Raw genomic sequence first — 23,969 nt, forward strand, 5'->3', positions numbered from 1 at the left:
GAGATGGCCACCTTGAGCATCCTCTACCTGGTCATCGGCGCATTCGCCCTGCTCGCCGGCCTTGCCATGCTCGGCAAGGCTCTGAAGCGGCGCGGGGAGCCCGACAACCCGCGCGCGACGGCAATGTTGATCGCAGGGATGATGGTCGCCACCTTCGGCCTGTTGATGAGTGCGTTCTGGATTGCCTTCGCCACCGGAAGAGGGGTCGCGCAATGACCAAGACTCAGATGATTATTGCCGTCGTTGTCCTCGTCGTGGTCCTTGCGGTGGCGCTGCTTGGCCGCCGCTCCGGCCCGCGCGTCACGACGATCGAGCATCGCCGCGAAAAGGACGGGCAGTGAAACGCGCCCTTCTCCTCGCCCTCCCGCTAGCGTTGCTGACTGGCTGCGCCGCGACGCAGGGCAGCAACGCAGTGACCGTCGGCGCTCCCGGCTTCTGGCTGGGCGTGTGGCACGGGTTCATCTTCCCCGTCGCCTTCATCGTCTCGCTCTTCACCGACCAGGTATCGGTCTACGCTGTCCCCAACAACGGCACCTGGTATAATTTTGGATATTTCGTTGGCATCGTGTTTCTCGGTGTCGGCGCCAGGAGCTCGAAGCGTCGATGAGCTACCAGCAATCGAGCTACGATCCCAACGCCTACGAGCAGCCGGGTCCGCCGATCAAACCCTATAACTGGGTACAGTGGACCGGCGTCGGCTTCATCGCCGTCGGTATCGTTATTTTGCTGGCGTACCTGGCCGGCCGGGCGGGCCTGATCGATCCCGTCATCAACCGCATTCAGCCGGCGATCTTCCTCCCGTTCCTTGGCACGATGCTGATCAACAGCCGCCGCGCTCCCTCGGTCCCCGTCACCACTGAGCAGCGCGAGCGCAACCGCCGCGTACTGGTTATCACTCTCATCGTCTGCGCTACCGTCATCGGCGGCGCCGCGCTCGTCGAATATACAGGAGCCTAAGCATGCCCCTTCTCGAAGCCCGCAAGCAGTACAAGCCGTTCGAATACCCCTGGGCGTTCGACTTCTGGAAGCGTCAGCAGCAGATCCACTGGATGCCGGAGGAGGTGCCTCTGGGCGAGGATTGCCGCGACTGGGCGCAGAAGCTGTCCGACCACGAACGCAACCTACTGACGCAAATCTTCCGCTTCTTCACCCAGGCGGATGTCGAGGTGCAGGATTGCTACCACGAAAAATACGGCCGGGTGTTCAAGCCGACCGAGATCAAGATGATGCTCGCCGCTTTCTCCAATATGGAGACGGTTCACATCGCCGCTTACTCCCACCTGCTAGACACGATCGGCATGCCGGAGAGCGAGTATGGCATGTTCCTTCAGTATAAGGAGATGAAGGACAAACACGATTACCTCAGCACCTTCGGCGTCGACACGGACGAGGACATCGCCAAGACGCTGGCCATGTTCGGTGGTTTCACCGAGGGGCTGCAACTGTTCGCCAGCTTCGCCATGCTGATGAACTTCCCGCGGTTTAACAAGATGAAGGGCATGGGCCAGATCGTTAGCTGGTCGGTTCGCGACGAGAGCCTTCACTGCGAGGGAATCACCCGCCTGTTCCACGCCTTCGTCAAGGAACGCGACTGCCTGACGAAAGCGGTGCGCGAAGACATCCTTGACGTCTGCCAGAAGACGGTCCGGCTGGAAGACGCCTTCATTGACCTCGCCTTCGAACAGGGTCCGGTCGAGGGAATGACCCCCAAGGCGATCAAGAAATACATCCGCTACATCGCCGACTGGCGGCTCGGACAACTGGGCTTCAAGCCGATCTACATGGTCGACGAGCACCCCCTCCCCTGGCTCGCCCCACTCCTCAACGGCGTCGAACATGCCAACTTCTTCGAGACCCGCGCAACGGAGTATTCGAAGGCCGCTACGCGGGGTAACTGGAACGAAGTGTGGGACAACTTCGATCGTCGGCAGAATGCTAAGGCGGCGAATGATGTGCCCGAAGGTGAGGGGGATAGCGAGGATATGTTCTCGCGGGCGGGTGTCGCTGCCGAATGAGATTCCGGCGTCTCGTCAGAGTAAAGCTAAGTGGACCTAAACGCTCCGCAGATGCGTAGCCACGCTCGCTGTCAGGAGTTCGGTTTTTCCTAGACGATCGCAGCTGCTAATCTGCCAATGCTGAGTGGCAAACGCCCTAGTTGATTTGGAATCTGCTTCGCGATCGCTCTGCTTTCGCTTTGCGAGATTAGTTTCGATCTGCATCTAAGTGGATGACGTGCTGGCGGGGACTCCAGCTACCGATGCTGCTGAAGCCGATTAGGATGGCAATCAGGGCGACGGTGAACACCGCGATGCCGATGACCACCATCCGCCGCTCATATTCTTCCGGATCCCGAAGCGAGACTGCTTTGTCGACCGGCGGCGGATCGCGGCGGATGCGCGATCCGCGCACGGCGGGCGTCGTTAGGTTGACGGACTGCTTGGCGGTAGGAAGCGGACGGGCCATGCTCGATGCCTAACGGAAAGACGGTTACCATGAAGTGAAAGCGGACAATGGCCCGTCACCGCTGGCGCAATATCTTCTCCATCGCCCTGCCCTTCGCCAGCTCGTCGATCAGCTTGTCGAGGATCCGGATATCGCGCATCAGCGGCTCCTTCACTTCTTCCACCCGAACCCCGCACACTGCACCAGTGACCAGCGATCGCGACGGGTTCATTGCGGGCGCATCCGCGAAAAACGTCGCAAAGTCCGCCTTCCGCACGATCTGCGCCTCTAGTCCTTCTTGCGAATAGCCGGTCAGCCAGCGCGGCACCGCGTCCGCCTCCGCCCAAGTCCGCTCCTTCTTCTCCGCCTTGGCGACGTAGAGCGGGTACACGCTGGCGAAACTGGTCGTATAAATGCGGTGGCCCATCGCCCGAGGATAGCAGCGATTCACGACAAACCCCATTTGCGTTCATCTAGGGTTCCCTCTGCAACGGGGCCCCAGTCTCGGCTTTCCGCCGGCTGGCTCTTTTTCCCCCCGTCCTTCCCGGCACGCGCCAAAGTCCTTCGAGGCAACAAAGTTGGCGAAGTCCACGCCCCTCATCGGAGCGGCTTCGATCCGCAACTTCGCCAGTCTTTCCTTTGTGGCAACCGTCGCAAGCTTCCGCGCGTTGCCGCCGCGATGACCAGTCCTGCCGCCTCGTCCATGCCCGACGGTATTGATGACCGCCACCTGCGGCCGCGGCGCAGCCGCTATATCTCCTGGTACCGGGCGCTCCTCGTCGGCGCCCTTCTCGCCGCCGCGCTGTTCGGGCTGGTCGGCGGCCAGCATACCCGGCCGCACCGCGTCGCGAACGACGCAGCCGCCGTCAGCGTCCACCTGCCTGATCCCGTCCGCAACGGCATGTTCGTCGAATGGCGCATCGACGCCACCGCGCGACGCCCCGTCGCTGACCTCGTCGTCGCCATTCCCGCCAATTTGTGGACCGACATGACGGTCAATACGCTCATCCCCGCCGCTAGCGAGGAAGAATTTAAGGACGGGGAATATCGCTTCCACTTTGGCTCGCTCGACGCCGGCAAGCGTCTGCTGTTCAAGATCGACGGCCAGGTGAACCCACCGCGCGTCACCAGCGAGCACGGCAATATCCGCCTGCTGGACGGCGAACAGGAACTGGGGTCGGTGCCGGTCAGGTTCCGGGTCGTACCCTGATGGATATCGTCCTTCGCGCCACCGCCGTCTTCTTTATGCTTTTCCTGCTGCTGCGCCTGTTCGGCAAGCGGCAGCTCGGCCAGATGACGCCGTTCGAGTTCGTCAGCCTGGTCGTCGTCGGTGACTTCGTTCAGCAGGCGGTGACCCACAACGACTATTCGGTGACCGGCGCGGCGCTGGCCATAGGCACCTTTGGTTTCTGGGCGCTGATCCTTGGCTGGCTCGGCTTCCGCTCGAAGCGGGTGCGCGACCTGCTCGACGGCGAACCTCGCGTCCTGGTCCGCCACGGCGAAATCCAGCGGGCCATGCTGGAACGGGACAAGATCCCGGTCGACGAACTGTTTAGCGAAATGCGCCTCGCCGGTATTGCCAGCTTGAAGCAGGTAGACTGGGCGATCCTTGAGACCAACGGAAAGATCAGCTTCATTCCGGCGAAGGAAGATCATAACAGTCCGCAGCAATGATCGCCGCGGACATGCCTCCTTCCGATATCGTGGTGACCGCCACCCGGCCCGCCGACCAGTCCGCCGACGAGCGACTAGGCGCGATCATCATCGGGGCAGATCGGATTCGCCAGTCCGGTTCCGGCCGGATCGAGGACGCGCTGTCTAGGGTGGCTGGGCTGCAGTCCTTTCGCCGCAGCGACAGCCGCTCCGCCAACCCGTCCGCGCAAGGCCTGACGCTTCGCGGCCTCGGCGGCAATGCGAGCAGCCGGACTCTCGTCATGCTCGATGGAATCCCCATCACCGATCCGTTCTTCGGTTACGTTCCGCTCAGCGCCATCGATCCCCGCCGCGTCGATCGAATCACGGTGATGCGCGGTGCCGGCGGGGGCGCATTCGGTTCAGCGGTAGCCGGAACGATCGGCATCGAAAGCAAGCCGCTAGCCAATCGCGACCCGCTTGATGGAGACATGGCCGTATCGTCGGAAGGGGCAACCCAAATCAGCGGCGGGCTGACCCATCGCTTCGGCGCGGGTGCGATGACTCTGGACGGGCGATGGGACCGGGGTCAGGGCTTCTGGACGACACCTCGAGAACAACGCGTCCCGGCTAGCGTCCAAGCCGCCTACAATTCTAGGCAAGGCGATGCGCGATTCGTCTCGGCGCTTGCGGCCGGCGAGGTGCAGGCTCGGCTCCGCTTCTTCGCCGACGACCGGGTTCTCCGCTTCCGGGGTGCGGACAGCAGCATGTCGGGAACGGACGCGAGCCTTCGCTACGTCTCCGCCGATCAATCGTTGACCGTCGCCGGCTGGCGGCAATGGCGCGACTTTTCCAACATCGTAGTCAGCGCGAGCAGCTTTCGGCCAGTGCTTGACCAATATGCCACGCCGGCTTCCAGTAGTGGGGCTATCGTCCAATGGCGCCCCGCGCCGTGGCTTATGCTTGGTGGGGACATCAAGGGTTCGACCGGCACCGCAAAGGAACGAGCGCTGTCGGCCGCCAGCGGCGCGGTCACCGCGCTCCGGTCGAACGGCGGCGACGTTCGCGAGGCTGCTGCCTTCGCCGAGGCCCAGGCGTTCATCGGAAGCCTGACTCTGGCGGGATCAACGCGGCTCGCCGCCTGGCGCCTCGCCGACGGGCGATCCGTTGAGCGCAACGGGGCCGGTAACCTGCTGGTAGAACGCCACTTCGATGTGCGAGGTGGGACGGCGCTGAGCGGGCGGGCATCGGCCGTATGGCAGAGCAATGGCTGGTCGGTTCGCTCCGCTGCCTATCGCGGTTTCCGCCTGCCGACACTCAACGAGCTCTACCGTGGCTTCACCGTCTTCCCCGTGACGACTTCGCCCAATCCGGAACTGGAACCGGAGCGGCTCACCGGGGCTGAAGTCGGGGTTAAGGCCAACGTCGCGCCCGGTCTTTCGGTAACAACGACGCTATTCGCCAACCGGCTTGCTAATGCGATCGGCAATGTAACAATCGGTCCAAACCTTCGCGAGCGGCAGAATATCGATGCGATCCGGTCGCGCGGGGTGGAGGCCGAAGTGGCGTGGCGCCGGGATGATTGGGCGATCGATTCTTCGCTGAGCCTGGTCTCGGCCCGTGTTGAACAACCGGGCGATCTCGACGGCATGCGTCCCGCGCAGGTACCAAAAATGTCGCTGACTTTGGCTGCGGCGCGGAGCTTCGGCCGGTCGGAAGTGTCCGCGACGCTTCGCCATGTGTCCGGCGCCTATGAGGATGATTTGAACCGCGACCGGCTGCCCCCCGCGACCACGATCGACGTCGTCGCTCGCCATCACTTGAACAGTGCCGTGGAGATTTCCCTGCGCGGCGAAAACCTGCTGGACTTGAGGGTCGTGACGAGAAACCAGGCAGGATCGATTGACCTGGGCGCGCCGCGCACGGTCTGGCTGATGCTGGCGCTGAAGCGATCACGCTAGGCGATCGCGACCGCGCCATTAAACAGGACGGCGAGGCCCGACACCGCCGCGGCCGCAACCACCATTCGCCGCTCCTTCAACTCGCTTGATTGCCGGACGATCCAGAGCAACACTGGTATCGATGCAACTGCTAGGGCCGCAAGGAGCAAGCGGGTCAGAAGATGTTCCGGGACGATAAGCGCGGCGGCATAGCCGACGAGAAAGTTGACTGCCCAGACGCCGAAGGCGGCAGTCATGAGCCGCCATGCGGTGGGGCGGCGGATCGGCGGCGCACTCATGCCAGCACCATCAGCCGGGGCATGATCGCCGCCGCGGCGCCCTGTCCGGCGGCGAAAAGGATGAAGCGCGAAATGGTGTCCACTGTCCCGCTGCGCGGACCGCGGATCAGGTTCCGGCCGCCGCGCGCGATGGCGTAGAAGCCCATCAGCAGCGCGAAGGCTACGGCGGTTCCCTGCTGCGCGAGCAAGGCGAAGGTCGTTGCCCCCTGCCCGCTAGCCGCAGGAGAAAGACCGGCGGAACGCCATGCTTCGACATCGCCATAAACCCCTGCGGCCAAGGCCAGCGGGGCGCTCGCGAGCAGGATCCAGATGCGCCGACCAGCACGTCTGCGACGGGACAGCACCCTGACCGCGGCAATCGCCAACGCAGCTGCAAGCGCATTTAGCCCTAAGATGGGTATCAGGGATGACCACGAAGGCGGCGCGACCCAGCCCTCGGGCTGGACGCCGCGCAGGTAGGCGTTCGAAAAGATGAGTACGAACAGCATCATCCCCATCACGATGTAGAGGATGTTCATCGCCCACCAGCCATGGCTGTCCCGGCCGACGGCATAGGTCGGGAGGATGATGCCCGCGCCGACGTCGACCTTGCGCTTGCGGATCGGCCGGTCAGTTTCCCAAAGCCAGCGCATGATGCAAAGAATCATGACGATGCCGGCAACCGCCGACACCGCATAGGCCTGCACCGTCAGCGCAAGGAAGAACACTGCTGTCGCCACCGCACCCCAGAACGGCCACGGCGACGGGCCCGGCATGATCTCGACATATTGGGGCTCGGCCATAATCGGGCTGGTGACGATCGTTTCTCGCAAGCCCGTCACGCTGTTCGGCAGAAAGTAGCGACCCTCTTCGACGTCCTTGGCCAAAGAGGAATCGTCCCACAGGGGATAGCGGCTTTTGACGACCGGAATAGAGCGCGTCGAGTAAAGACCCGACGGAAGCCACTCCAGCGTGCCGCTGTCGAAGCAATTTCCCGCATTCCCCTCGCTGGGCGCCCAACGGAAAGACCGCACCAGATCTACGATGAACAAGGCAACGGCGGAGGCAAACATGAAGGCGCCGATGGTCGAAAGGAAATTGAGCAGTTCGAGTGGCGAAGACGGCAAATAGGTGAAGACGCGGCGCGGCATGCCCAGAAGGCCCGAAATGTGCATCGGGAAAAACGCGATGTGCAGGCCGGCGAACATCAGGCCGAAAACCCATTTGCCCAGCCGTTCGGACAGGGGCCGGCGGCTCACCATCGGCGTCCAGAAATAAAAGGCCGCGAACATCGGCAAAACCATGCCGCCCATCAAGACGTAGTGGAGGTGAGCGACGATGAAATAGCTGTCGTGCGCCTGCCAGTCGAACGGGACGAAGGCGACCATGACGCCGGTCAGCCCGCCCATGGTGAAAACGAACATGGCGCCGACGGTGAACAAGGCGGGCGTGCTCCACCGGATGCGGCCGCTGGCGAGCGTCGCGATCCAAGCGAAGAGCTGCACCCCGGCCGGGATGGAGACGGCCATGCTGGCGGCCGAAAACATACCTGTCGACACGCGCGGCATGCCGACCGCGAACATGTGGTGCGCCCAGACGCCGAAGCTGAGGAAGCCCGTGCCGACCATCGCCATCACCACCAACCGGTGGCCGACAAGTTCGCTGCGCGCGATAGCGGCGACCATCATAGACGTCAGGCCGGCGGCGGGCAGGAAGATGATGTAAACCTCCGGATGGCCGAAGAACCAAAAAAGATGCTGCCACAGCAGGGGGTCCCCGCCGCGCAGCGGATCGAAAAACGGCCAGTTGAAGGCCCGTTCCAGTTCGAGCAGCAGCGTGCCGACGATAACACTGGGAAAGGCGACGATGATCATCACCGCGAAGACCAGCATCGCCCAGGCGAAAATCGGCATGCGGTCGAGCGTCATGCCCGGCGCGCGCGTACGCAGGACGCCGACGATGATCTCGATCGCGCCGGCAATGGCGGAAATCTCTATGAAACCGATACCCAGCAGCCAGAAGTCGGTGTTGATGCCGGGCGAATAGGCCGTGGACGTCAAGGGGGGGTACATGAACCAGCCGCCATCGGGCGCAAGGCCGATAAATAGCGATCCGAAAAAGCAGAGGCCGCCGACCAGATAGGCCCAAAAGGCATAGGCGGAGAGGCGCGGGAACGGCAGGTCGCGTGCGGCCAGCATTTGCGGCAACAGCAGGATCCCGATCGCCTCTACCATCGGCACAGCGAACAGGAACATCATCAGCGTGCCGTGCATGGTGAAGAACTGGTTGTATGTATCGGGCGGAAGGACAGTCTGCAGCGGCGCGGCCAACTGGACCCGCATCACCAGTGCCAGGATCCCGGCCAGGAGGAAGAAGAGGAAGGCAGCCGCGACGTAATAGAGGCCGATGTAGTTGTTGTTGACAGCTGCGAAATATCCCCACTTCCGCGGCGCGCACCAAATCCGCTCAAGCTCCTCCAACTCGCCGTCTGGACGGGTTTCCCGCGTCGGAAAACGGTCGTACAGTGCGGGATCGAAGCCCGTCTCTGTCGTCACTTCAGAGTCTCGAGATAGGTAACGATGTCCTGAAGCTGGCGCGGCTCGAGCCGGTCGTAATTCGGCATGCGATTGCCGGGCTTGATTGACTGGCTATGCCCCACCCATCCGGTCATCGTCCCGCGATTGTTGGGAAGGATGCCGCCGCCGAGCGTCTGGCGGGCTGCGACATTGGTCAGGTTGGGACCGGTGCGGCCAACCGCGCGGGTGCCGTCGACGGTATGACAGGCCGCGCAGCCGGAGTCAGTGAACAATGCGAAGCCTGCACTGTCGGGCTTTGGCGTGGCCGCTGCGGCGCGCCGCGCGCCCCACCACCGGCCGAATTCGTCGGGCGCATGAGCGATGACAACCATCCCCATCAGCGCGTGCGCGCGTCCGCAATATTCGGCGCAAACACCGCCGTAGCGGCCGATGCGGTCGGCTTGCACCGTCAGGCGGTTGGTGCGGCCGGGGATCATGTCCTTCTTGCCCGAAAGGTGCGGGACCCAGAAGCTGTGGATCACGTCCGCCGATGCCAGTTCGATGGCGACCGGCTGCCCGGTAGGAATGTGCAGTTCGTTCGCATCCTCCGCAATCACGCGGCCCTGGGGGTCGAGATACTGGACGCGAAACCACCACATTTCGCCCGTGACGCGCACCCGCATCGCGCCATCCGCCGCAGGGCGGTCAAGCTTCGCGGTTAGCATCAGGCCCCAGATCAGCAGCGCCGCAAGAACGACCGCAGGGAGCGCCACGCCGAAAACAAGGATAGAAGTTTGCCCGCCGAGCCGTGCTCGCCAGACAGGCGGCCCCCTCCAGGCGACGAACAGCGCCGCGACGACGAGGGTGGTGACCAACGCTCCCATTCCGGACAACGCCCAAGCGACGGTTCGCACCGGCTCTGCATAAGGCCCCATCGGGTCGAGTACGGGCGGCGGCCAGCCGAACAGGGCCTCGGTCATCGCTTGCTTTCCTCGATCAGATATTGGGCGACATCCCGCGCCTCGCGATCGTCGATTGGCATGGCGGGCATGACGGTGCCGGGCTTCACGGCCGGCGCGTTGCGGATAAAGGCAGCAAGGTTTTGCGGCGTGTTAGGGAACGTCCCGGCAACCAGACCCTGCTGGTCCATGCCGTCGAGTGAAGGGCCGAGCCTGCCCTTGGGCCAGTCAACGCCGGGAATGACATGGCACGAGCCGCACTGGACGCGCTCGATCACCGCCCTCCCTCTTTTCGCCGCATCGGAATCAAGCTGATGGCGGTTGTCGGGCGCTGGCTTGCATGCCGCCAGCGCCGCCATCGTCGCCGCTATGCCGAATTTTGCCCCCTTACCCATCAGCGATGGAACCGTCGTTTCCCCCAACCTGTTCCACCGGCTGTGAAGCTGGCAGCGATCCTGACCCTTGCCCCCATTCTCTCCGCCTGTTCGGCCGACGCAGGCGGGCCTGCTCGATACCGGGCCACCGGTCAGATGATGGCGCTGTCGGGAGGTGATGCCGGACCGGAAGGTGCGTGTGCAACGTGCCATGGCCTGAAGGGTGAGGGCGATGGCGACCTGACCCCGCGGCTGGCGGGTCTCGACCAGGGCTATCTGGTCCGGCAGCTGACCAACTATGTCGAAGGGCTTCGCGCCCATCCGCAGATGCGGTCGATCGCGCGAACGATGGATGCCGACGAACGGCTCGCAGTCGCTTCCTATTACGCCTCGCTTCCCTTCGAGCAGGGTAGCAGCGCAATTCGCGGCACGCCGCTGTTTGCCGCCGAGTGCGCGTCGTGCCACGGCCCGTCCGGCGAGGGGACGCCAGGAGTTCCCGCCATCGCCGGCCAAAGCGCGGCTTACGTCGAGGCACAGTTCGATGCGTGGAAAAGCGGCGCGCGTCGGGGCGACAGTGACGGGACGATGACCCAGATCAGCCGTCAATGGGAGCAGTCCCGGCTTCGGGTGGCAGCGGCGCATGTTGCAGCCCTTGGGGGTGCGACCGACTATTCGGAATCTCCGGAAGCATGCCCTCCAGAACGTCGTGCCGATCCCAGAAATGATGCTTCAGCGCCGCCCCGATGTGCATCGGCACCAACAGCGCCAGCGCGATGATACCGATGCCGTGCGCTTTTTCGGCTGCCTCGAGAATCCGCAGCTTCCATTCGATAGAGAGACTGCCAAACGGCATCGGCGGAATGGGAAGGACCCCGGCGAGCGCGAGTGGTTCGCTCGGCGTTATCGCCGACCACATCGCCCAGCCGCTGAGCGGCAGGAGCGCGAATAGCGTGTAAAAGAGAATGTGGGTAAGATGCGCGACGTCCGACTGCCAGCCCGGCTCGTCGGCGTCGTTGATCGGCCCTGGTATCATCAGGCGCCAGATCCCGCGCAGGATGGCGAGAAGCAGGATCAGCAATCCCATCGCGCTATGGTCGGCATAGGCCCCCATTCGGGCTGCCCCAACGTCCAGCCGCTCCAGACGCCAGCCGGCTATCAACTGGTAGATGACCAGCGCCGCCATGACCCAATGGAAGGTGACGCCGACCGGCGTGTAGCGGCCCCGCGCCGAATGCTTGCGTGCCCAGCGGCGCAGCTCGCGGATCAAGCCCGCGCCTCCCGTCTGGTCAGGCTGCGCACCAGAGCCAGCGCGACAAACAGGTATACGGTCGACGCGGGCGCCCACATGATGAGCCCGCCAACCTGCTGGTCCTCGATCGGTGTCATGCCCCAGGCGGTGGTAGTCGAGAAATGCGCGGCGTAAAGCGGCATCGAGGACAATGTGATAAGCGCTCCGAGCAGCCCCATTGCCACCATGGCGGCAAGGAGCGCGGCAATCGAGGCGGGCTTCGGCGACCGGAATATCCGGTCCCAGAAAAGCGTCGCCGTCGCGAAGATGCTGGCCTGCATCATCCAATAGCCAAGGTCATTGGTGACCGCCCATGCGTAAAGGTTCGGCGCGTGCCATGACCACATTGCCGCGGTTGCGGCGGCGGTCCAGGCTGACAGCCCACCGGCAACCTGCTGACATTGGTGTCGCCACAGTTGCGCCGCAAGCGGCGCGAGGACGAGCGCAAGAAGCAAGTGGTGGGTCACGCGCACGGCGAACAGTGACGAGCCCCACGCGCAGAACGGGGAAACGTACAAAATGGCGAACAGCGCAATTAGCGAAAGGCCGCGGCGTCCATTTGCAGGCTGGCGCGACAACTTACGCATAGAAAGCAGGATCCCCAGGGCCAACACCGCCAACAGCAGGGGGTCCGCATTCCACTGTCGGAGCAATTCTCCCGGGCCCGCCGCCGGTCCGCAATAGGACCTCAGTGCTTCGTTCAGCGGAATCTGCGGACCAGTCATGACAGCGCAATTCATGACGCTTGCCGAGCGTTCCTTCAAATCGTGATGCGGATCGCGACGCAACCGATTCGGCTGCATTGCGTTCGCCCTTCAATCACCTTGCTGAACAGGGAAGCGGGATGAGCGATAGACCAGCCGTTGAGGGGCATTCCTCACCTCTTTATGCCATCATTCTGGGATTCATTTTCCCGCTATCGCTGGGCGCGCTCCTTAGTGACTGGCGATATTCGTTCACCTACGAAATCCAGTGGCTGAACTTTGCCGACTGGCTGGTTGCCGGGTCGCTCGTCGGAGGCGGGCTGGCGCTGGCCTGGACGCTCGTAGCGAACACGGTTCGCGGCCGCTGGCGTCATCGCCCGAGCTCGCTCGCCGCCCTGTTGCTGGTCATCTTTTTCGTAATCCAGTTCATCAATGCGCTGACTCATTCGAAGGACGCCTATGCGACGATGCCGGCGGGCCTGATCCTGTCGATCATTGCCACCCTGCTCGCGCTCGCCGCGGCGTGGCTTGGCCTTCGCTCCAGCACCAAGGGAGTGGCCCAATGACCTTTCGAGTCCTGCCCCTCCTGCTGGCTGGCGCTTCGATGGCGGCCTGCGGCTCCGACCCCAGCCCCGACCAATATGGTCCGAACCCGCAGCTTCCCGAGATTCAGCGGGGCCTGTTCCCGAGCATGAAGATCTCAAAGCCGACGGGGTGGGGCGACGACAAGCCCATGGTTCCGGCCGGCTTCAAGGTCGACGCGATCGCGACCGACCTCAAGATACCGCGCCAGACGCTGCTGCTGCCTAACGGCGACATATTGGTCGCGGAAGGCAAGGCAAAAGCCGCTCCGCCGCTCCGGCCCAAGGACTTCATCGGCGGCATCATCAAAAAGCAGGGCGTGACATCGGTTAAGGGTGGCGACCGGCTGACTATTCTACGCGATTCCGATGGCGACGGAATCTATGAAGCCAGAGGTGTGTTCGCCGACCGGCTGAACGCGCCCTATGGGCTCGCCTTTGTCAACGGCGCAATCTACGTCGCCAACCAGGACAGCGTCGTCCGCTTTGCCTACCAAGACGGCCAGACCGCGGCGAGCGGCCCACCCGTCAAGATTACGGACCTTCCGTCAGTCATCAATCACCACTGGACCAAGGCGATGACTGCAAGCGCCGACGGACGTTTTTTGTTCGTTGGTATCGGATCGAACAGCAACATTACCGAACGCGGGATGATGGCCGAGCAGGATCGTGCCGTGGTCTGGCAGATCGACACGCAGACGGGCATGCAAAAAGTCTATGCGTCCGGCTTGCGCAACCCCAGCGCGCTTGCAACTCAACCGTTCACCGGGACGATCTGGGCGGCGGTCAACGAGCGGGACGAGCTAGGCCCGAACCTGGTCCCCGACTATATTACCTCTGTCAGGCCCGGCGCCTTCTATGGCTGGCCGTACGCCTACTGGGGCCGGAACGCCGATCCCCGCGTGCGCCCCCAAAAGCCCGAAAAAGTCGCCGCGACGGTTCGGCCAGACTACAGCATCGGCTCGCACCGTGCGCCATTGGGTCTCGCCTTCTCGGTCCCGGCGCTCGGCGCTCCTTTCGCCGACGGGGTCTTCGTCGGCGAGCATGGCAGCTGGAATCGCAACGGCGTCGTCGGTTATCGCGTCTCGTTCGTCCCGTTCCGCGGCGGGCGCCCGGCGGGCAACCCAATCGATTTCCTCAGCGGTTTCCTGAAAGACGGCAAGGCGCGCGGTCGCCCCGTAGGCGTCACGGTCGATCCCAGGGGCGCTGTAATCGTTGCGGACGACTTGTCCAACACGGTGTGGCGCGTGACGCGTACGGCTACGCCGCCAGCTGCTCCGCCTGCTCGCTAAGGTCCAGCCAACGCATTTCGGCGTCCGCCAACTCGGTCGCCTTCCGAGCTCGCTTTCGGGCCAGTTCGGCAAGCATGGCGGATTGAGCCGGATCTGCCATTGCCGCGTCGATCACCTCGATCTCCGCGGTTAGCCGCGCGATCGCGCTCTCGGCTTCGCTCGCCCGCTTCCGAGCCTCTTTGGCATCGCCGCGCGCCGATGCCTGCGCCTTGCGGTCAACCTTTCCGCCCCTCGTCTTGCCCTCGCCTTTTGGCTGGTTTCGGCCCAAGATGAAGTCGATATAATCGTCAATACTGCCGTCAAAATCGGTCGCACTGCCCTGGTCGACGAGCACGAGCCGGTCGGCCGTCGCCTCGACCATGTGTCGGTCGTGGCTGATCAGGATGACCGCGCCCTCATAGCCGTTCAGCGCCTGGACCAGCGCCTCTCGCGCATCAACATCGAGGTGATTGGTCGGTTCGTCGAGGATCAGCAGGTGCGGCGCATCACGGGTTATCAGCGCTAACGCCAAACGCGCGCGCTCGCCGCCCGAAAGCCGTGCGACCATTGTCGTCGCTTTGTCACCCGAAAAGCCGAAGCGACCGAGTTGCGCGCGCACTGCGGCGGGAGTCTTGCCTTCCATCGCCCGGCTCATGTGATTGAGCGGCGTTTCGTCACTGCTCAGCTCCTCCACCTGATACTGGGTAAAGTATCCGACCTTCATCTTGCCGGCGGCCACCATGACACCCTCGCCCGGCGCCAGTTGCGCTGCGAGCAGGCGCGCAAGCGTCGTCTTGCCGTTGCCATTGCGACCGAGCAGAGCAACGCGATCGTCCGGGTCGATGCGCAGGTTCAAGCGGTTCAGTACCGGCTTCGCGCCGTAGCCGACCGATGCCATGTCGAGCGTAATTAGCGGTGGCTTCAGCTCGCTGGGCGACGGAAAGTCGAAGCTCAAGCTGGGATCCTCGGCCATCGCCGCGATCGGCTGCATCTTGGCCAGCATCTTCGCGCGCGATTGCGCCTGCTTGGCGGTCGAGGCGCGGGCGCTGTTGCGGGCAATGTAGTCCTGAAGCCGGGCGCGCTGCGCATCCTGCGACGCCTTGGCCGCGGCAAGCTGTGCTGCGCGTTCGGCGCGCTGCTTTTCGAACCCGTCGTAATTGCCGCTGTAAGTCGCGATGCGCCCGCCCTCCAGGTGGAGAATGGTATCGACGACGTTGTTGAGTAGGTCGCGCTCGTGGCTGATCAGGATCAGCGTTCCGGCGTAGCTCTTCAGGAAGTTTTCGAGCCAGAGCGTCGCTTCAAGGTCGAGGTGGTTCGACGGCTCGTCGAGCAACAGTACGTCAGGCGCCGAGAATAGCAGGGCGGCAAGCGCGACACGCATTTTCCATCCGCCCGAATAGCTGTCGAGGGGCCGGCCCTGCATTTCCTCGTCAAAGCCGAGGCCGAGCAGAATCTGCGCGGCGCGGGCGTCCGCGGTATATGCGTCGATCGCCAGCAACCGGTCGTAAATGTCGCCGAGCCGGTCTGGATCATCGCAACCTTCCGCCTCCACCATCAGCGCCGCACGCTCGGTATCGGCGGCCAGCACGGTCTCGAACGGAGTGATCGTCCCGCTCGGCGCGTCCTGCGCGATATAGCCCAGCCGGGTGCGGCGCGGCATCTCGATTCCGCCTTCGTCAGCTTCCAGCTGGCCGATAATGACCTTCATCAGCGTCGACTTGCCCGCCCCGTTGCGGCCGATCAGACCGACACGGCTACCCGGAGTGATGGTGGCGCTGGCGCGTTCGAGGATCGCGCGCCCGCCGAGGCGCACCGTGATGGCGTTGATGGTCAGCATGTGCAGCGCCTATCAGTGGAAAGCGGCAGAAAAAGGGAAGAACCCGTTCGATCGCCGGAAGTGGTGCCGCTTGCGTGACTCGAACACGCGACCCCATCATTACGAATGATGTGCTCTACCAGCTGAGCTAAAGCGGCATTGCCTGAATCGGCTTGCGCTGCGCCCCTACACGCGCCGTTCGCACGCGGCAAGCCTTGGCATTGCCGATGGCGATTACCGCTTATGCTTAACGCTTTCGCAACCGTTTCAGAGGAAATTGGCGCTGCAACAAGGGATTTTGCGAAGGTTTTACGGCGTGGACAGCTATTCCGAACACCCGAGCGAATATGATGCGACGGCGACCACCGCCGAAACGCAGTCAGATGTGTCGGCCGCGATCGGCGCCGATGAGCGCCGGATGCACGTCCGCGCCTATAATTATTGGTGCTCGCTGCTGGACGGTCGCGATTATCCTTCTATCGAGGACTTGGAGCCAGGCGACATCCAGGATTTCGGGCCGCATTCGGTCCTGCTTGATTTCACCGAGGGTTCGGACAATCCGGCGACCCCCTACGTCGGCACCGCGATTCGCGAGGAATGTGGACTCGGCGACGACATCAAGGAGATCGCCGACGTCCCGAGCCGTTCGCTGCTGTCGCGGCTGACCGACCATTACATGCAGATTATCGCCAACCGCGCGCCGGTCGGCTTTGAGGCCGAGTTCGTCAATCAGCGAGGCCGCTCGATCTGCTACCGCGGCATCCTGATGCCGTTCAGCTCCGACGGTGACACGATCGATTTCATCTATGGCGTCATTAACTGGAAAGATGTTGGCGAAGCCGGGGAGACGCCCGCCGTCATCCGGCCCGCCTTGCCGCCGCTGGAGCGGGAAACGGACGAGGACGAAACGCTCGATCTGGTCGAAGTAGTGGACGAGCAGACGGCCGTTATCCCGCATCTCGCTTGGGAAGACGGACCCATGGCAGATGATGCAACCTCGGAGGACAGCGGCGAGGATGCCGAGGTTGAGCTCGATCCCGACGCGGGCCTTGCCGACCGCCTTTGGGCCGCGCGCGAAAGCGCCGAGGTCTGTAAGCAGCAGGACGGGCGGAGCCGCGCGGCACTCTATCGTGCTCTGGCGATGGCTTATGACTTCGCCGTCGCCGCAAAGCGCGTCCCCGACGATTATGCAGAAATCCTCGACGACGCCGGCGTGAAAGCGCAGGCGCGCGCTCCTATGACGCCGATCGTTAAGCTCGTCTTCGGGGCCGATTATGACAAAACCCGCCTGACCGAATTCGCCGCTGCGCTGAGCTATGCAGAACGCTGCGAGGTCGACTTCGGCGGTTTCCAGTCATTTGTGGAACAGGCCGAGGGTGGCTTGAAGGGCCTCGTCGCCGAAGAGCGCAAGGCGCGCCGCCCGGACAAGCCAGTGGAAGACAAGGTCGCGATCGGAAAAACTGCCCTGCGTTCGGCTCCGCCGATTGCACTGGCGCAGCTTCCGACCAACGAGGAGTTCGCGCTGGTCCTAACGCGCCGGAACGCCAACGGCATCCACGAGGTAGTCGAACTGGTGGGGGACTCATCGATGCTCGACCGCGCGCTCCGCCGCGCTGCCCGTTAACCGGCACCCACGACCTTTTCCGACTGTTGCTTAACGCGGCGCGCGGGACTAGGCCCCGCCGCATCGCGAGACATGCGGAGCTTTAGCAGGACATGACGGTGGTTACGCGCGCGGAAACGGCGACGATCGATGGTTTGCAGGAAGCGCTGGTGCGCAACGCCCTGGCGGGCGAACTGGATGGGTTCAGCAGCGAGGATCAGGCTGAAGCCGCGCGCTTCCTGGCGGAGGTCGCCCAGGTGCGGAAGCCCGGTGAGGTTGCGCTTCGTATCGAATCGACCGGTGGTGAAGCCGGCCGCCGCCGCATGCGGATCGCGATCATCAACGACGATATGCCGTTCCTGGTCGATTCCATCGCGAACGCGATCGCCGGCCGCCACCTCACCATCCACCGCTTGCTGCATCCCGTGATGTGCGTCGATCGCGACCTCGACGGCCGCTTGAAGGCCGTCGAACAAAGTTGCGAGGACAAGAGCCGCCGCGAATCGATGATGTACATCGAACTCGACCGCGCCGACGCGCGTGGCCGCGTTGAATTGAATGATGAACTTCACGCCGTACTGGCCGACGTCCGCGTCGCCGTGCGCGACTGGCGCAAGCTGCAAGAGCAGATGCGCGCTGACGCCGCCAACATCGACGATCCCGAAGGCGCGGCGTTACTAAACTGGTTCGCCGACGGCGCGATGACCCTGCTTGGTTACGAAGTAGAACGGCCGGGCGAAGAGCCGTCGAGAACTCTCGGAATCTTCTCGATCCCTGGCGCACCGACAGACAAGGGCGGAAGCGAAGGCGCAATTCGCTATTTCGAAAATGGCGGAGCCGTTCCGCTGATCGCCAAGGCCGAGCGGAAATCGACGGTCCATCGCCGCGTCCCGCTCGACCTGGTTGCGGTGCCAATCCGCGAAGGCGGTAAGGTCACCGGCATCGGCGTCCACGCGGGCCTGTGGACCAGTCAGGCGCTCATCCTTCCGACCGAGGAAGTCCCGGTGCTTCGCCGCCGACTGAAAGAGCTGGACAAGGCGTTCGGCTTCGACCCCTCCGGCCACAGCGGCAAGGCGCTACGCCATGCCCTCGGCTCCGTCCCGCGCGACCTGTTGATCAATCTCAGCCCGGAAAGCGGGCGCGAGCTGGTCACCATGGCGATGTCGCTGGCGGACCGTCCGCGTCCGGCCATCCTGCTGCTGCGCAGCATCCTTAGAGGCCATTTGTTTGCCTTCGTCTGGCTGCCGCGGGAGGAACTGAACACCGGCCGCCGCCTCGCGATTGGCGAGATGCTCGAAGACTCTACCGGCCGCGAAGTGACAAGCTGGTCGGTCGAACTTGGCGAAGGCGACCTCGCCCTCATTCGCTATACGCTCGATATCGAGGCCGACGAGGCGACCCCCGACATCAAGCTTCTGAACGAGCGTCTGGACGCGATGGTTCGGGGCTGGCGCCCAAGCGTCGAGGAGTCGCTCATCGAGGCAGTCGGCGCGGGCCGCGGTACCCGTCTGGCACTCACCTACGCCAGCCAATTCCCCGAACATTACCGGACGCAAACGAACCCGTCGGAAGCGGCGCAGGACATCCTGCGCCTCGATCGCCTGCACGGCATCGATCAACGGGACGCGCGATTCTTCCGCGACGGCCCGATCGAGAATTGCCGCCTGCGCCTGAAGATCTACCGGCGTGGTGACCTGATTGCCCTGTCGGAAGCGGTGCCGGTCCTGGAGAACTTCGGTTTCCGCGTACTCGAGGAACTTCCGACAGAAGTTGAGGGCGACGTGGACAGCTACATCCACGATTGCCTGCTGGAACTTCCTGTCGGTACGAACATCACCGGGATCTTCGAACGGGCCGAAACGATCGAGCGGGCAATCGCCGACGTGTTGGCCGGTCATTCAGAAAATGATGCCTTCAACCAGCTAGTGCTATTTGCCGGGCTGGAGACGCGCGCGGTTGTCTGGCTGCGCGCCTGGTTCCGCTATCTGCGCCAAACTGGCGTCGCATTTGGCTTGGCCACGGTGGTCGACGCACTCCGGCTCGCGCCGGTTGCAACGGCCGCGCTGGTCAACCTGTTCGTTGCGAGACATGATCCAGCAGGCGAGCAGGGCCGCCCGGCCGCCGTGAAGGCCGCGGGCGCTGCGTTCGACGAAGCGCTCAAGGACGTTCGTGGCATTGATGACGACCGAATTCTCCGTCTGATGCGCGCGGTTGTGGGCGCCACGCTGCGCACCAATGCATTCTCCGTTGCTGCGAATGAGGCGCTGGCATTCAAGATCGACAGCAAGCAGGTCCCTGGCCTCCCTGCGCCGATCCCCTATCGCGAAATCTGGGTCTACAGCCCCCGCGTCGAGGGCATCCACCTGCGCGGCGGCCCGATCGCACGCGGCGGCCTTCGCTGGTCCGACCGGCGCGACGACTTCCGCACCGAAATCCTTGGGCTCATGAAGGCGCAGCTGGTAAAGAACGCGGTCATTGTTCCGACCGGCGCCAAGGGCGGCTTCTATGCCAAACAGTTGCCTAACCCGTCGCTCGATCGCGACGCATGGCTGGCGGAAGGCACGGAAAGCTATCGCATCTTCATCCGGTCGCTGCTGTCGGTGACCGACAACATCGTCGAGGATGAGGTGATGCATCCGGCCGACGTCGTGATCCACGACGGCGATGACCCTTATTTCGTCGTGGCCGCGGACAAGGGAACCGCGACATTCTCGGACGTCGCCAATGCGATTGCGCTGGAACGCGGCTTCTGGCTGGGCGACGCCTTCGCTAGCGGCGGCTCCAACGGTTACGACCACAAGGCTATGGGTATCACCGCCAAGGGTGCATGGATCTCGGTGCAGCGCCACTTCCTCGAAATGGGCATCAACGTCCAGAAGGACCCGGTTCGCGTCGCAGGGTGCGGCGACATGTCGGGCGACGTGTTTGGCAACGGCATGCTGCTGTCCAACGCGATCAAGCTGGTCGCGGCATTCGATCATCGCCACATTTTCATCGATCCCGATCCCGATCCCGCAGCAAGCTGGGCCGAGCGCAAACGGATGTTCGACCTTCCCCGCTCAAGCTGGGATGACTATGACCGCAGCGTCATGTCGACAGGTGGCATGATCGTCCCGCGCAGCCAGAAAGAAATCGAGCTGACGGCCGAGGCCCGCGCGGCGTTGGGCATCGATACAGAGACGATCGACCCGACCAGCCTGATCAGCGCGATCCTCAAAGCGCCGGTCGACCTGCTGTGGTTCGGCGGCATCGGCACTTACATCAAGTCGTCGGCACAAACGAACCCGCAGGTCGGCGATCCTGCGAACGACGCGCTACGGGTCGATGCGCGCGATGTTCGGGCGAAGGTAATCGGCGAAGGCGCGAACCTAGCAATCAATCAGGCAGGCCGCATCGAATTCGCCGTCCATGGCGGCCGTATCAACACCGATTTCATCGACAATTCGGCTGGCGTCGACTGTTCCGATAATGAGGTCAACATCAAGATTCCGCTCAACCGCGAAATGCGGGAGGGACGGCTTGAGGAAGCGGACCGCAACGCTCTCTTGGCCGAGATGACGGATGAAGTGGCTGAATTGGTGTTGGAGGACAATCGCCTCCAGTCGCTGGCCCTGTCGATCGCCGAAGCGCGCGGACCGGCCGGTCTTCCCGGCTTCGTCAGGACCATCGAAATGCTCGAGGCGGCCGGCCGCCTCGACCGCAAGGTTGAAGGGCTGGATAGCAGCGATGCCCTGCTTCGCCGCGGACTCGACGCGCGTGGCCTGACCCGGCCTGAGCTGGCGGTTATCTTGTCGATGGCCAAGATGAGCCTGCAGGACGCGGCCGAAGAACTGAAGCTGGCTGACGATCCAACCATGGACGGCGACCTGCTGTCAGCCTTCCCGACGCCGATGCAGAAGGCGCATCCCGACGCGATCCGTGCTCATCGTCTGCGGCACCAGATCATCGCGACCAAGGTGGCAAACCGCTTGGTCAACCGCATGGGGCCAAGCGTTGCGTTGGACATGACTGAAGAGGAGGGCGTTGGCCTACCGCAGGTCATCACCGCATTCCTCGTTGCCGAGCGCCTGTTGGAACTGCCCAGACTCTGGGCGCAGATCGAAACCGCGGACGTGACCGAGGCTGCCCGCATCGAACTGTTCGCGTCTGCTGCGCGTAGCGTCCGCGGACACTTGGGCGACATCATCCGCGCGGCCGCCGGCGAGACTAGTGTCCAGGCCGTAACCGACCTCCTTCAGCCGGGCCTTCAGGCCGTTGCCAGCGAAACGTCCAGCCTGATCCGCGACGAAGTTAGGGGTGAGGCGGATTCGCGCCGCGAGCGCTTGCTCACGCTCGGCGCCAGCATGGACATGGTCGACGAACTGGTTCGACTGTACGAGCTGGACGGCGTCTTCGGTATCGCGGCGATGGGCGCCCGCAAAGGCACGGACTCGCTGGCGATTACTCGTGCCTACACCAAGCTTGGCGAAGTGCTCGGCATCGATTGGACCCAGCAACAAGTGGCGCGATTTGTCCCGTCCGACCATTGGGAACGACTGCTGACCGCCGGCATCGCCCGCGATTTCGAGCAGCTGCGGATCGATTTCCTCAACCGCACGCGCGGCGAGGACCCGTATGACAGCGTCGAACGCTGGGTCGAACGCAACCCGCGACGCATCGCGCAATTCCGCGCGCTGGTCGAGCGGGCAAAGCTGTCGGGCAACATCACCGCCCCGATGCTCGCGCAGATCGCCGGCCAGGCCCGGATTTTGCTCGCCCGCTGATGCGCGCAACAGTCCTCGTTCCTGCACCCGAGTTCCACGAGGCGTGGGACTGGGCATACGACGTCGAATCCGCCGTTCTCAGGGACGCGGGCTTCGAAGTCACGCCACAGCCGTGGACGGAGATGGGCGGTCTCACCGAAGCCGACCTCGTCATGCCGCTAGTGGCGTGGGGATACCACCTGCAACCCGTCCGATGGCATGCGCTGCTCGACCAGCTCGAACGCGACGGCGTACCGACCTTGAACCCGGTCCCGCTGCTGCGCTGGAACAGCGACAAGCGCTACCTCGCGGAATTGGGCGCCAAGGGCATCGCCGTCATCCCAACGATCCTTGTCGAAGCCATCGAGGAGTCCGACCTTAACGAGGCGCGCGCACGGTTCGGCAGCACCCTGGTCATTAAGCCGCCAGTATCCGCATCTGCCGACGGCACGTTCAAGTTGGGACCCGACGACCCCCTACCCGCCTCGGCGCGCGGCAAGGAAATGCTAATCCAGCCCTACCTGCAGTCGGTCGCACGCGAAGGCGAATATTCTATCATTATGTTCGGCGGCCATTTCAGCCATTCCATCGTCAAACGCCCAAAAGCGGGGGACTATCGCGTCCAGCCGCATTTGGGCGGGACAGAGGTGCCCTGCGATCCTCCCGAAGGCGCGGTGGAGCTTGCGAGAGCAGCATTATTGGCCGCTCCCGCCGAAGCGACCTATGCCCGCGTCGACATGGTACGTAATAACCACGGCGCGCTTGCGATCATCGAACTGGAGCTGATCGAGCCGGCGCTGTGGCTACAGCATTCGTCCGACAGTGGCGCCGCTTTTGCGTCAGCGATCCGCACCGCCGCCGGTCTTGAGAAACAGCCATTGGCGAATGGCTGAAGTCAGGTTGGGCGGCCCGCCGGGCGCGCCCATCCGTTCGACATCGATCCGCGCTATCAGCGCGTTGACCGGCAATCCCGCCACCGCCGATGCACGCTCCAACGCTGCCCAGAAAACCGGTTCAAGGCTGATTGACGTTTCGTGACCGGCGATCGTCACCGATCGTTTGGTGGGCTTTCCAAGCTCCATCAATACATGTGCTGACCGCCGTTGATCGACAGCGTCGAGCCGGTGATGAAACCGGCATTTTCGTCGACAAGGAATGCCACGCCGCGCGCGATTTCGTCGGCCTTGCCAAGCCGGTTGACCGGGATTTTGGCAATGATTTTGCCCAGAACTTCCTGCGGCACGGCGGCGACCATGTCGGTGTCGATATAGCCCGGCGCGATGGCGTTAACGGTCACTCCGTTCCGTGCGCCCTCCTGCGCAAGCGCCTTGGTGAAGCCGTGGATGCCTGACTTGGCAGCGGCATAGTTCACCTGGCCGTATTGACCTGCCTGCCCGTTAATCGACCCGATATTCACGATCCGACCATAGCCGCGCGACTGCATGCCTTCGAACACGGCCTTGGCCATGTTGAAGCAGCCGCCCAGATTGGTGTCGATCACGTCCTGCCATTTCTGATGATCCATGCGCTTCATCGTCGTATCGCGCGTGATCCCAGCATTGTTGACCAGTACATCGACCGGGCCGAGGTCGGCCTCGACCTTCTTGACGCCCTCCATGCAGGCTTCGTGATCTGCCACATCCCATTTATAGGCCGGAATGCCGGTGCGTTCGGTGAACTGGCGCGCGCGCTCTTCATTGCCGGCGTAGTTCGCGGCGACCTTCATCCCCATACCCTTGAGCGCGACGCTGATCGCCTCGCCGATACCTCGGGTTCCCCCGGTTACGATCGCCACACGCGCCATGACTCTCTCCTGATTTTAT

The 23,969-nt window shown here is 63.5% G+C and carries 24 protein-coding genes, 1 tRNA gene and 1 pseudogene; 14 read left to right on the forward strand and 12 right to left on the reverse strand.

Annotation, left to right across the window (positions count from 1 at the left end; translation table 11 throughout):
• The first annotated feature begins 3 nt into the window (after positions 1-3).
• The 5 genes from D3M59_RS04800 to D3M59_RS04815 are packed head-to-tail and all read left to right on the forward strand — an operon-like array spanning position 4 to position 2,015.
• Positions 4-216, forward strand: a complete 213-nt coding sequence (locus D3M59_RS04800; RefSeq protein WP_119532075.1) for a hypothetical protein — start codon at positions 4-6, stop codon at positions 214-216.
• Positions 213-341 (forward strand): hypothetical protein, encoded by a 129-nt coding sequence (locus tag D3M59_RS12325; protein WP_267896921.1) that lies wholly within the window; start codon positions 213-215, stop codon positions 339-341. The genes D3M59_RS04800 and D3M59_RS12325 overlap by 4 nt, the downstream gene beginning before the upstream one ends.
• A complete protein-coding gene (locus D3M59_RS04805; RefSeq protein WP_119532077.1) occupies positions 338-607 on the forward strand; it encodes a hypothetical protein in 270 nt (89 codons plus the stop codon). Before D3M59_RS12325 ends, D3M59_RS04805 begins: the two co-directional genes overlap by 4 nt.
• The gene (locus tag D3M59_RS04810) at positions 604-957 is read left to right on the forward strand and encodes a hypothetical protein (RefSeq protein WP_119532079.1); all 354 of its coding nucleotides are present in this window, start codon (positions 604-606) and stop codon (positions 955-957) included. Before D3M59_RS04805 ends, D3M59_RS04810 begins: the two co-directional genes overlap by 4 nt.
• A gap of 2 nt (positions 958-959) precedes the next feature.
• Positions 960-2,015: a ribonucleotide-diphosphate reductase subunit beta gene (locus D3M59_RS04815; protein ID WP_119532081.1), complete on the forward strand. Its 1,056-nt coding sequence runs from the start codon at positions 960-962 to the stop codon at positions 2,013-2,015.
• Between the two features lie 187 nt (positions 2,016-2,202).
• Here the strand turns inward: D3M59_RS04815 and D3M59_RS04820 are convergent, their stop codons facing one another.
• Entirely contained in the window at positions 2,203-2,463 is a 261-nt protein-coding gene (locus D3M59_RS04820; RefSeq protein ID WP_119532083.1) for a hypothetical protein, read from the reverse strand.
• Positions 2,464-2,518: 55 nt separating this feature from the next.
• Positions 2,519-2,869, reverse strand: coding sequence for a DUF2200 domain-containing protein (locus tag D3M59_RS04825; protein ID WP_119532876.1), 351 nt, complete (start codon positions 2,867-2,869; stop codon positions 2,519-2,521).
• Between the two features lie 252 nt (positions 2,870-3,121).
• Between D3M59_RS04825 and D3M59_RS04830 the strand changes: the two genes are divergently transcribed.
• The 3 genes from D3M59_RS04830 to D3M59_RS04840 are packed head-to-tail and all read left to right on the forward strand — an operon-like array spanning position 3,122 to position 6,035.
• Complete coding sequence (locus D3M59_RS04830) at positions 3,122-3,652, forward strand: hypothetical protein (protein ID WP_147416701.1); 531 nt, start codon at positions 3,122-3,124, stop codon at positions 3,650-3,652.
• The gene (locus D3M59_RS04835) at positions 3,652-4,116 is read left to right on the forward strand and encodes a DUF421 domain-containing protein (RefSeq protein WP_119532087.1); all 465 of its coding nucleotides are present in this window, start codon (positions 3,652-3,654) and stop codon (positions 4,114-4,116) included. The genes D3M59_RS04830 and D3M59_RS04835 overlap by 1 nt, the downstream gene beginning before the upstream one ends.
• Positions 4,113-6,035: a TonB-dependent receptor gene (locus D3M59_RS04840; RefSeq protein ID WP_119532089.1), complete on the forward strand. Its 1,923-nt coding sequence runs from the start codon at positions 4,113-4,115 to the stop codon at positions 6,033-6,035. The genes D3M59_RS04835 and D3M59_RS04840 overlap by 4 nt, the downstream gene beginning before the upstream one ends.
• Here the strand turns inward: D3M59_RS04840 and D3M59_RS04845 are convergent.
• Genes D3M59_RS04845 through D3M59_RS12410 form a run of 4 tightly spaced genes read right to left on the reverse strand, consistent with a single transcriptional unit; the run spans position 6,032 to position 10,354 of the window.
• Positions 6,032-6,313, reverse strand: coding sequence for a hypothetical protein (locus D3M59_RS04845; RefSeq protein WP_119532091.1), 282 nt, complete (start codon positions 6,311-6,313; stop codon positions 6,032-6,034). The two genes, D3M59_RS04840 and D3M59_RS04845, sit on opposite strands and share 4 nt — an antisense overlap.
• Positions 6,310-8,847: a cbb3-type cytochrome c oxidase subunit I gene (locus D3M59_RS04850; protein WP_119532093.1), complete on the reverse strand. Its 2,538-nt coding sequence runs from the start codon at positions 8,845-8,847 to the stop codon at positions 6,310-6,312. Before D3M59_RS04850 ends, D3M59_RS04845 begins: the two co-directional genes overlap by 4 nt.
• Complete coding sequence (locus D3M59_RS04855; RefSeq protein WP_119532095.1) at positions 8,844-9,788, reverse strand: cytochrome c oxidase subunit II; 945 nt, start codon at positions 9,786-9,788, stop codon at positions 8,844-8,846. The genes D3M59_RS04850 and D3M59_RS04855 overlap by 4 nt, the downstream gene beginning before the upstream one ends.
• Positions 9,785-10,354, reverse strand: coding sequence for a c-type cytochrome (locus tag D3M59_RS12410; protein WP_407695424.1), 570 nt, complete (start codon positions 10,352-10,354; stop codon positions 9,785-9,787). The genes D3M59_RS04855 and D3M59_RS12410 overlap by 4 nt, the downstream gene beginning before the upstream one ends.
• On the opposite strand from D3M59_RS12410, the pseudogene D3M59_RS12415 reads away from it, so the two are divergent.
• A pseudogene (locus D3M59_RS12415) lies at positions 10,301-10,645 on the forward strand (c-type cytochrome); the annotation flags it as partial. The gene D3M59_RS12410 and the pseudogene D3M59_RS12415 overlap by 54 nt on opposite strands.
• A 91-nt stretch (positions 10,646-10,736) precedes the next feature.
• Here D3M59_RS12415 and D3M59_RS12235 read toward each other — a convergent pair.
• Together D3M59_RS12235 and D3M59_RS04870 are read right to left on the reverse strand one after the other, a co-directional pair.
• Positions 10,737-11,408, reverse strand: coding sequence for a cytochrome b (locus D3M59_RS12235; protein ID WP_233543136.1), 672 nt, complete (start codon positions 11,406-11,408; stop codon positions 10,737-10,739).
• Positions 11,405-12,232 carry a cytochrome c oxidase assembly protein gene (locus D3M59_RS04870; protein ID WP_199662360.1) on the reverse strand — a complete coding sequence of 276 codons (828 nt, stop codon included), beginning with the start codon at positions 12,230-12,232 and terminating at the stop codon, positions 11,405-11,407. Before D3M59_RS04870 ends, D3M59_RS12235 begins: the two co-directional genes overlap by 4 nt.
• A 41-nt stretch (positions 12,233-12,273) precedes the next feature.
• Here D3M59_RS04870 and D3M59_RS04875 point away from each other — a divergent pair, with 41 nt between their 5' ends.
• The gene (locus D3M59_RS04875) at positions 12,274-12,699 is read left to right on the forward strand and encodes a DUF2231 domain-containing protein (RefSeq protein ID WP_119532099.1); all 426 of its coding nucleotides are present in this window, start codon (positions 12,274-12,276) and stop codon (positions 12,697-12,699) included.
• On the forward strand, positions 12,696-14,006 hold the full coding sequence (locus tag D3M59_RS04880) for a PQQ-dependent sugar dehydrogenase (RefSeq protein WP_119532101.1): 1,311 nt from the start codon (positions 12,696-12,698) through the stop codon (positions 14,004-14,006). The genes D3M59_RS04875 and D3M59_RS04880 overlap by 4 nt, the downstream gene beginning before the upstream one ends.
• On the opposite strand, the gene D3M59_RS04885 is transcribed toward D3M59_RS04880, so the two are convergent.
• Positions 13,975-15,822, reverse strand: coding sequence for an ABC-F family ATP-binding cassette domain-containing protein (locus D3M59_RS04885; protein WP_119532103.1), 1,848 nt, complete (start codon positions 15,820-15,822; stop codon positions 13,975-13,977). The genes D3M59_RS04880 and D3M59_RS04885 overlap by 32 nt on opposite strands.
• Before the next feature lie 61 nt (positions 15,823-15,883).
• Positions 15,884-15,959: transfer RNA gene (locus tag D3M59_RS04890), tRNA-Thr, on the reverse strand.
• Positions 15,960-16,117: 158 nt separating this feature from the next.
• Between D3M59_RS04890 and D3M59_RS04895 the strand changes: the two genes are divergently transcribed.
• From D3M59_RS04895 to D3M59_RS04905, 3 genes are all read left to right on the forward strand, one after another.
• On the forward strand, positions 16,118-17,425 hold the full coding sequence (locus D3M59_RS04895) for a PAS domain-containing protein (protein ID WP_119532105.1): 1,308 nt from the start codon (positions 16,118-16,120) through the stop codon (positions 17,423-17,425).
• 92 nt (positions 17,426-17,517) lie between these two features.
• Positions 17,518-22,167 carry an NAD-glutamate dehydrogenase gene (locus D3M59_RS04900; protein ID WP_119532107.1) on the forward strand — a complete coding sequence of 1,550 codons (4,650 nt, stop codon included), beginning with the start codon at positions 17,518-17,520 and terminating at the stop codon, positions 22,165-22,167.
• Positions 22,167-23,039: an ATP-grasp domain-containing protein gene (locus tag D3M59_RS04905; protein WP_119532109.1), complete on the forward strand. Its 873-nt coding sequence runs from the start codon at positions 22,167-22,169 to the stop codon at positions 23,037-23,039. Before D3M59_RS04900 ends, D3M59_RS04905 begins: the two co-directional genes overlap by 1 nt.
• Here D3M59_RS04905 and D3M59_RS04910 read toward each other — a convergent pair.
• On the reverse strand, positions 22,986-23,228 hold the full coding sequence (locus tag D3M59_RS04910; RefSeq protein WP_119532111.1) for a ribbon-helix-helix domain-containing protein: 243 nt from the start codon (positions 23,226-23,228) through the stop codon (positions 22,986-22,988). The genes D3M59_RS04905 and D3M59_RS04910 overlap by 54 nt on opposite strands.
• The gene (gene phbB / locus D3M59_RS04915) at positions 23,228-23,950 is read right to left on the reverse strand and encodes an acetoacetyl-CoA reductase (RefSeq protein WP_119532113.1); all 723 of its coding nucleotides are present in this window, start codon (positions 23,948-23,950) and stop codon (positions 23,228-23,230) included. Before phbB ends, D3M59_RS04910 begins: the two co-directional genes overlap by 1 nt.
• Positions 23,951-23,969 lie beyond the last annotated feature (19 nt).

Source organism: Sphingomonas edaphi (genome assembly GCF_003583725.1).
GTDB lineage: Bacteria > Pseudomonadota > Alphaproteobacteria > Sphingomonadales > Sphingomonadaceae > Sphingomicrobium > Sphingomicrobium edaphi.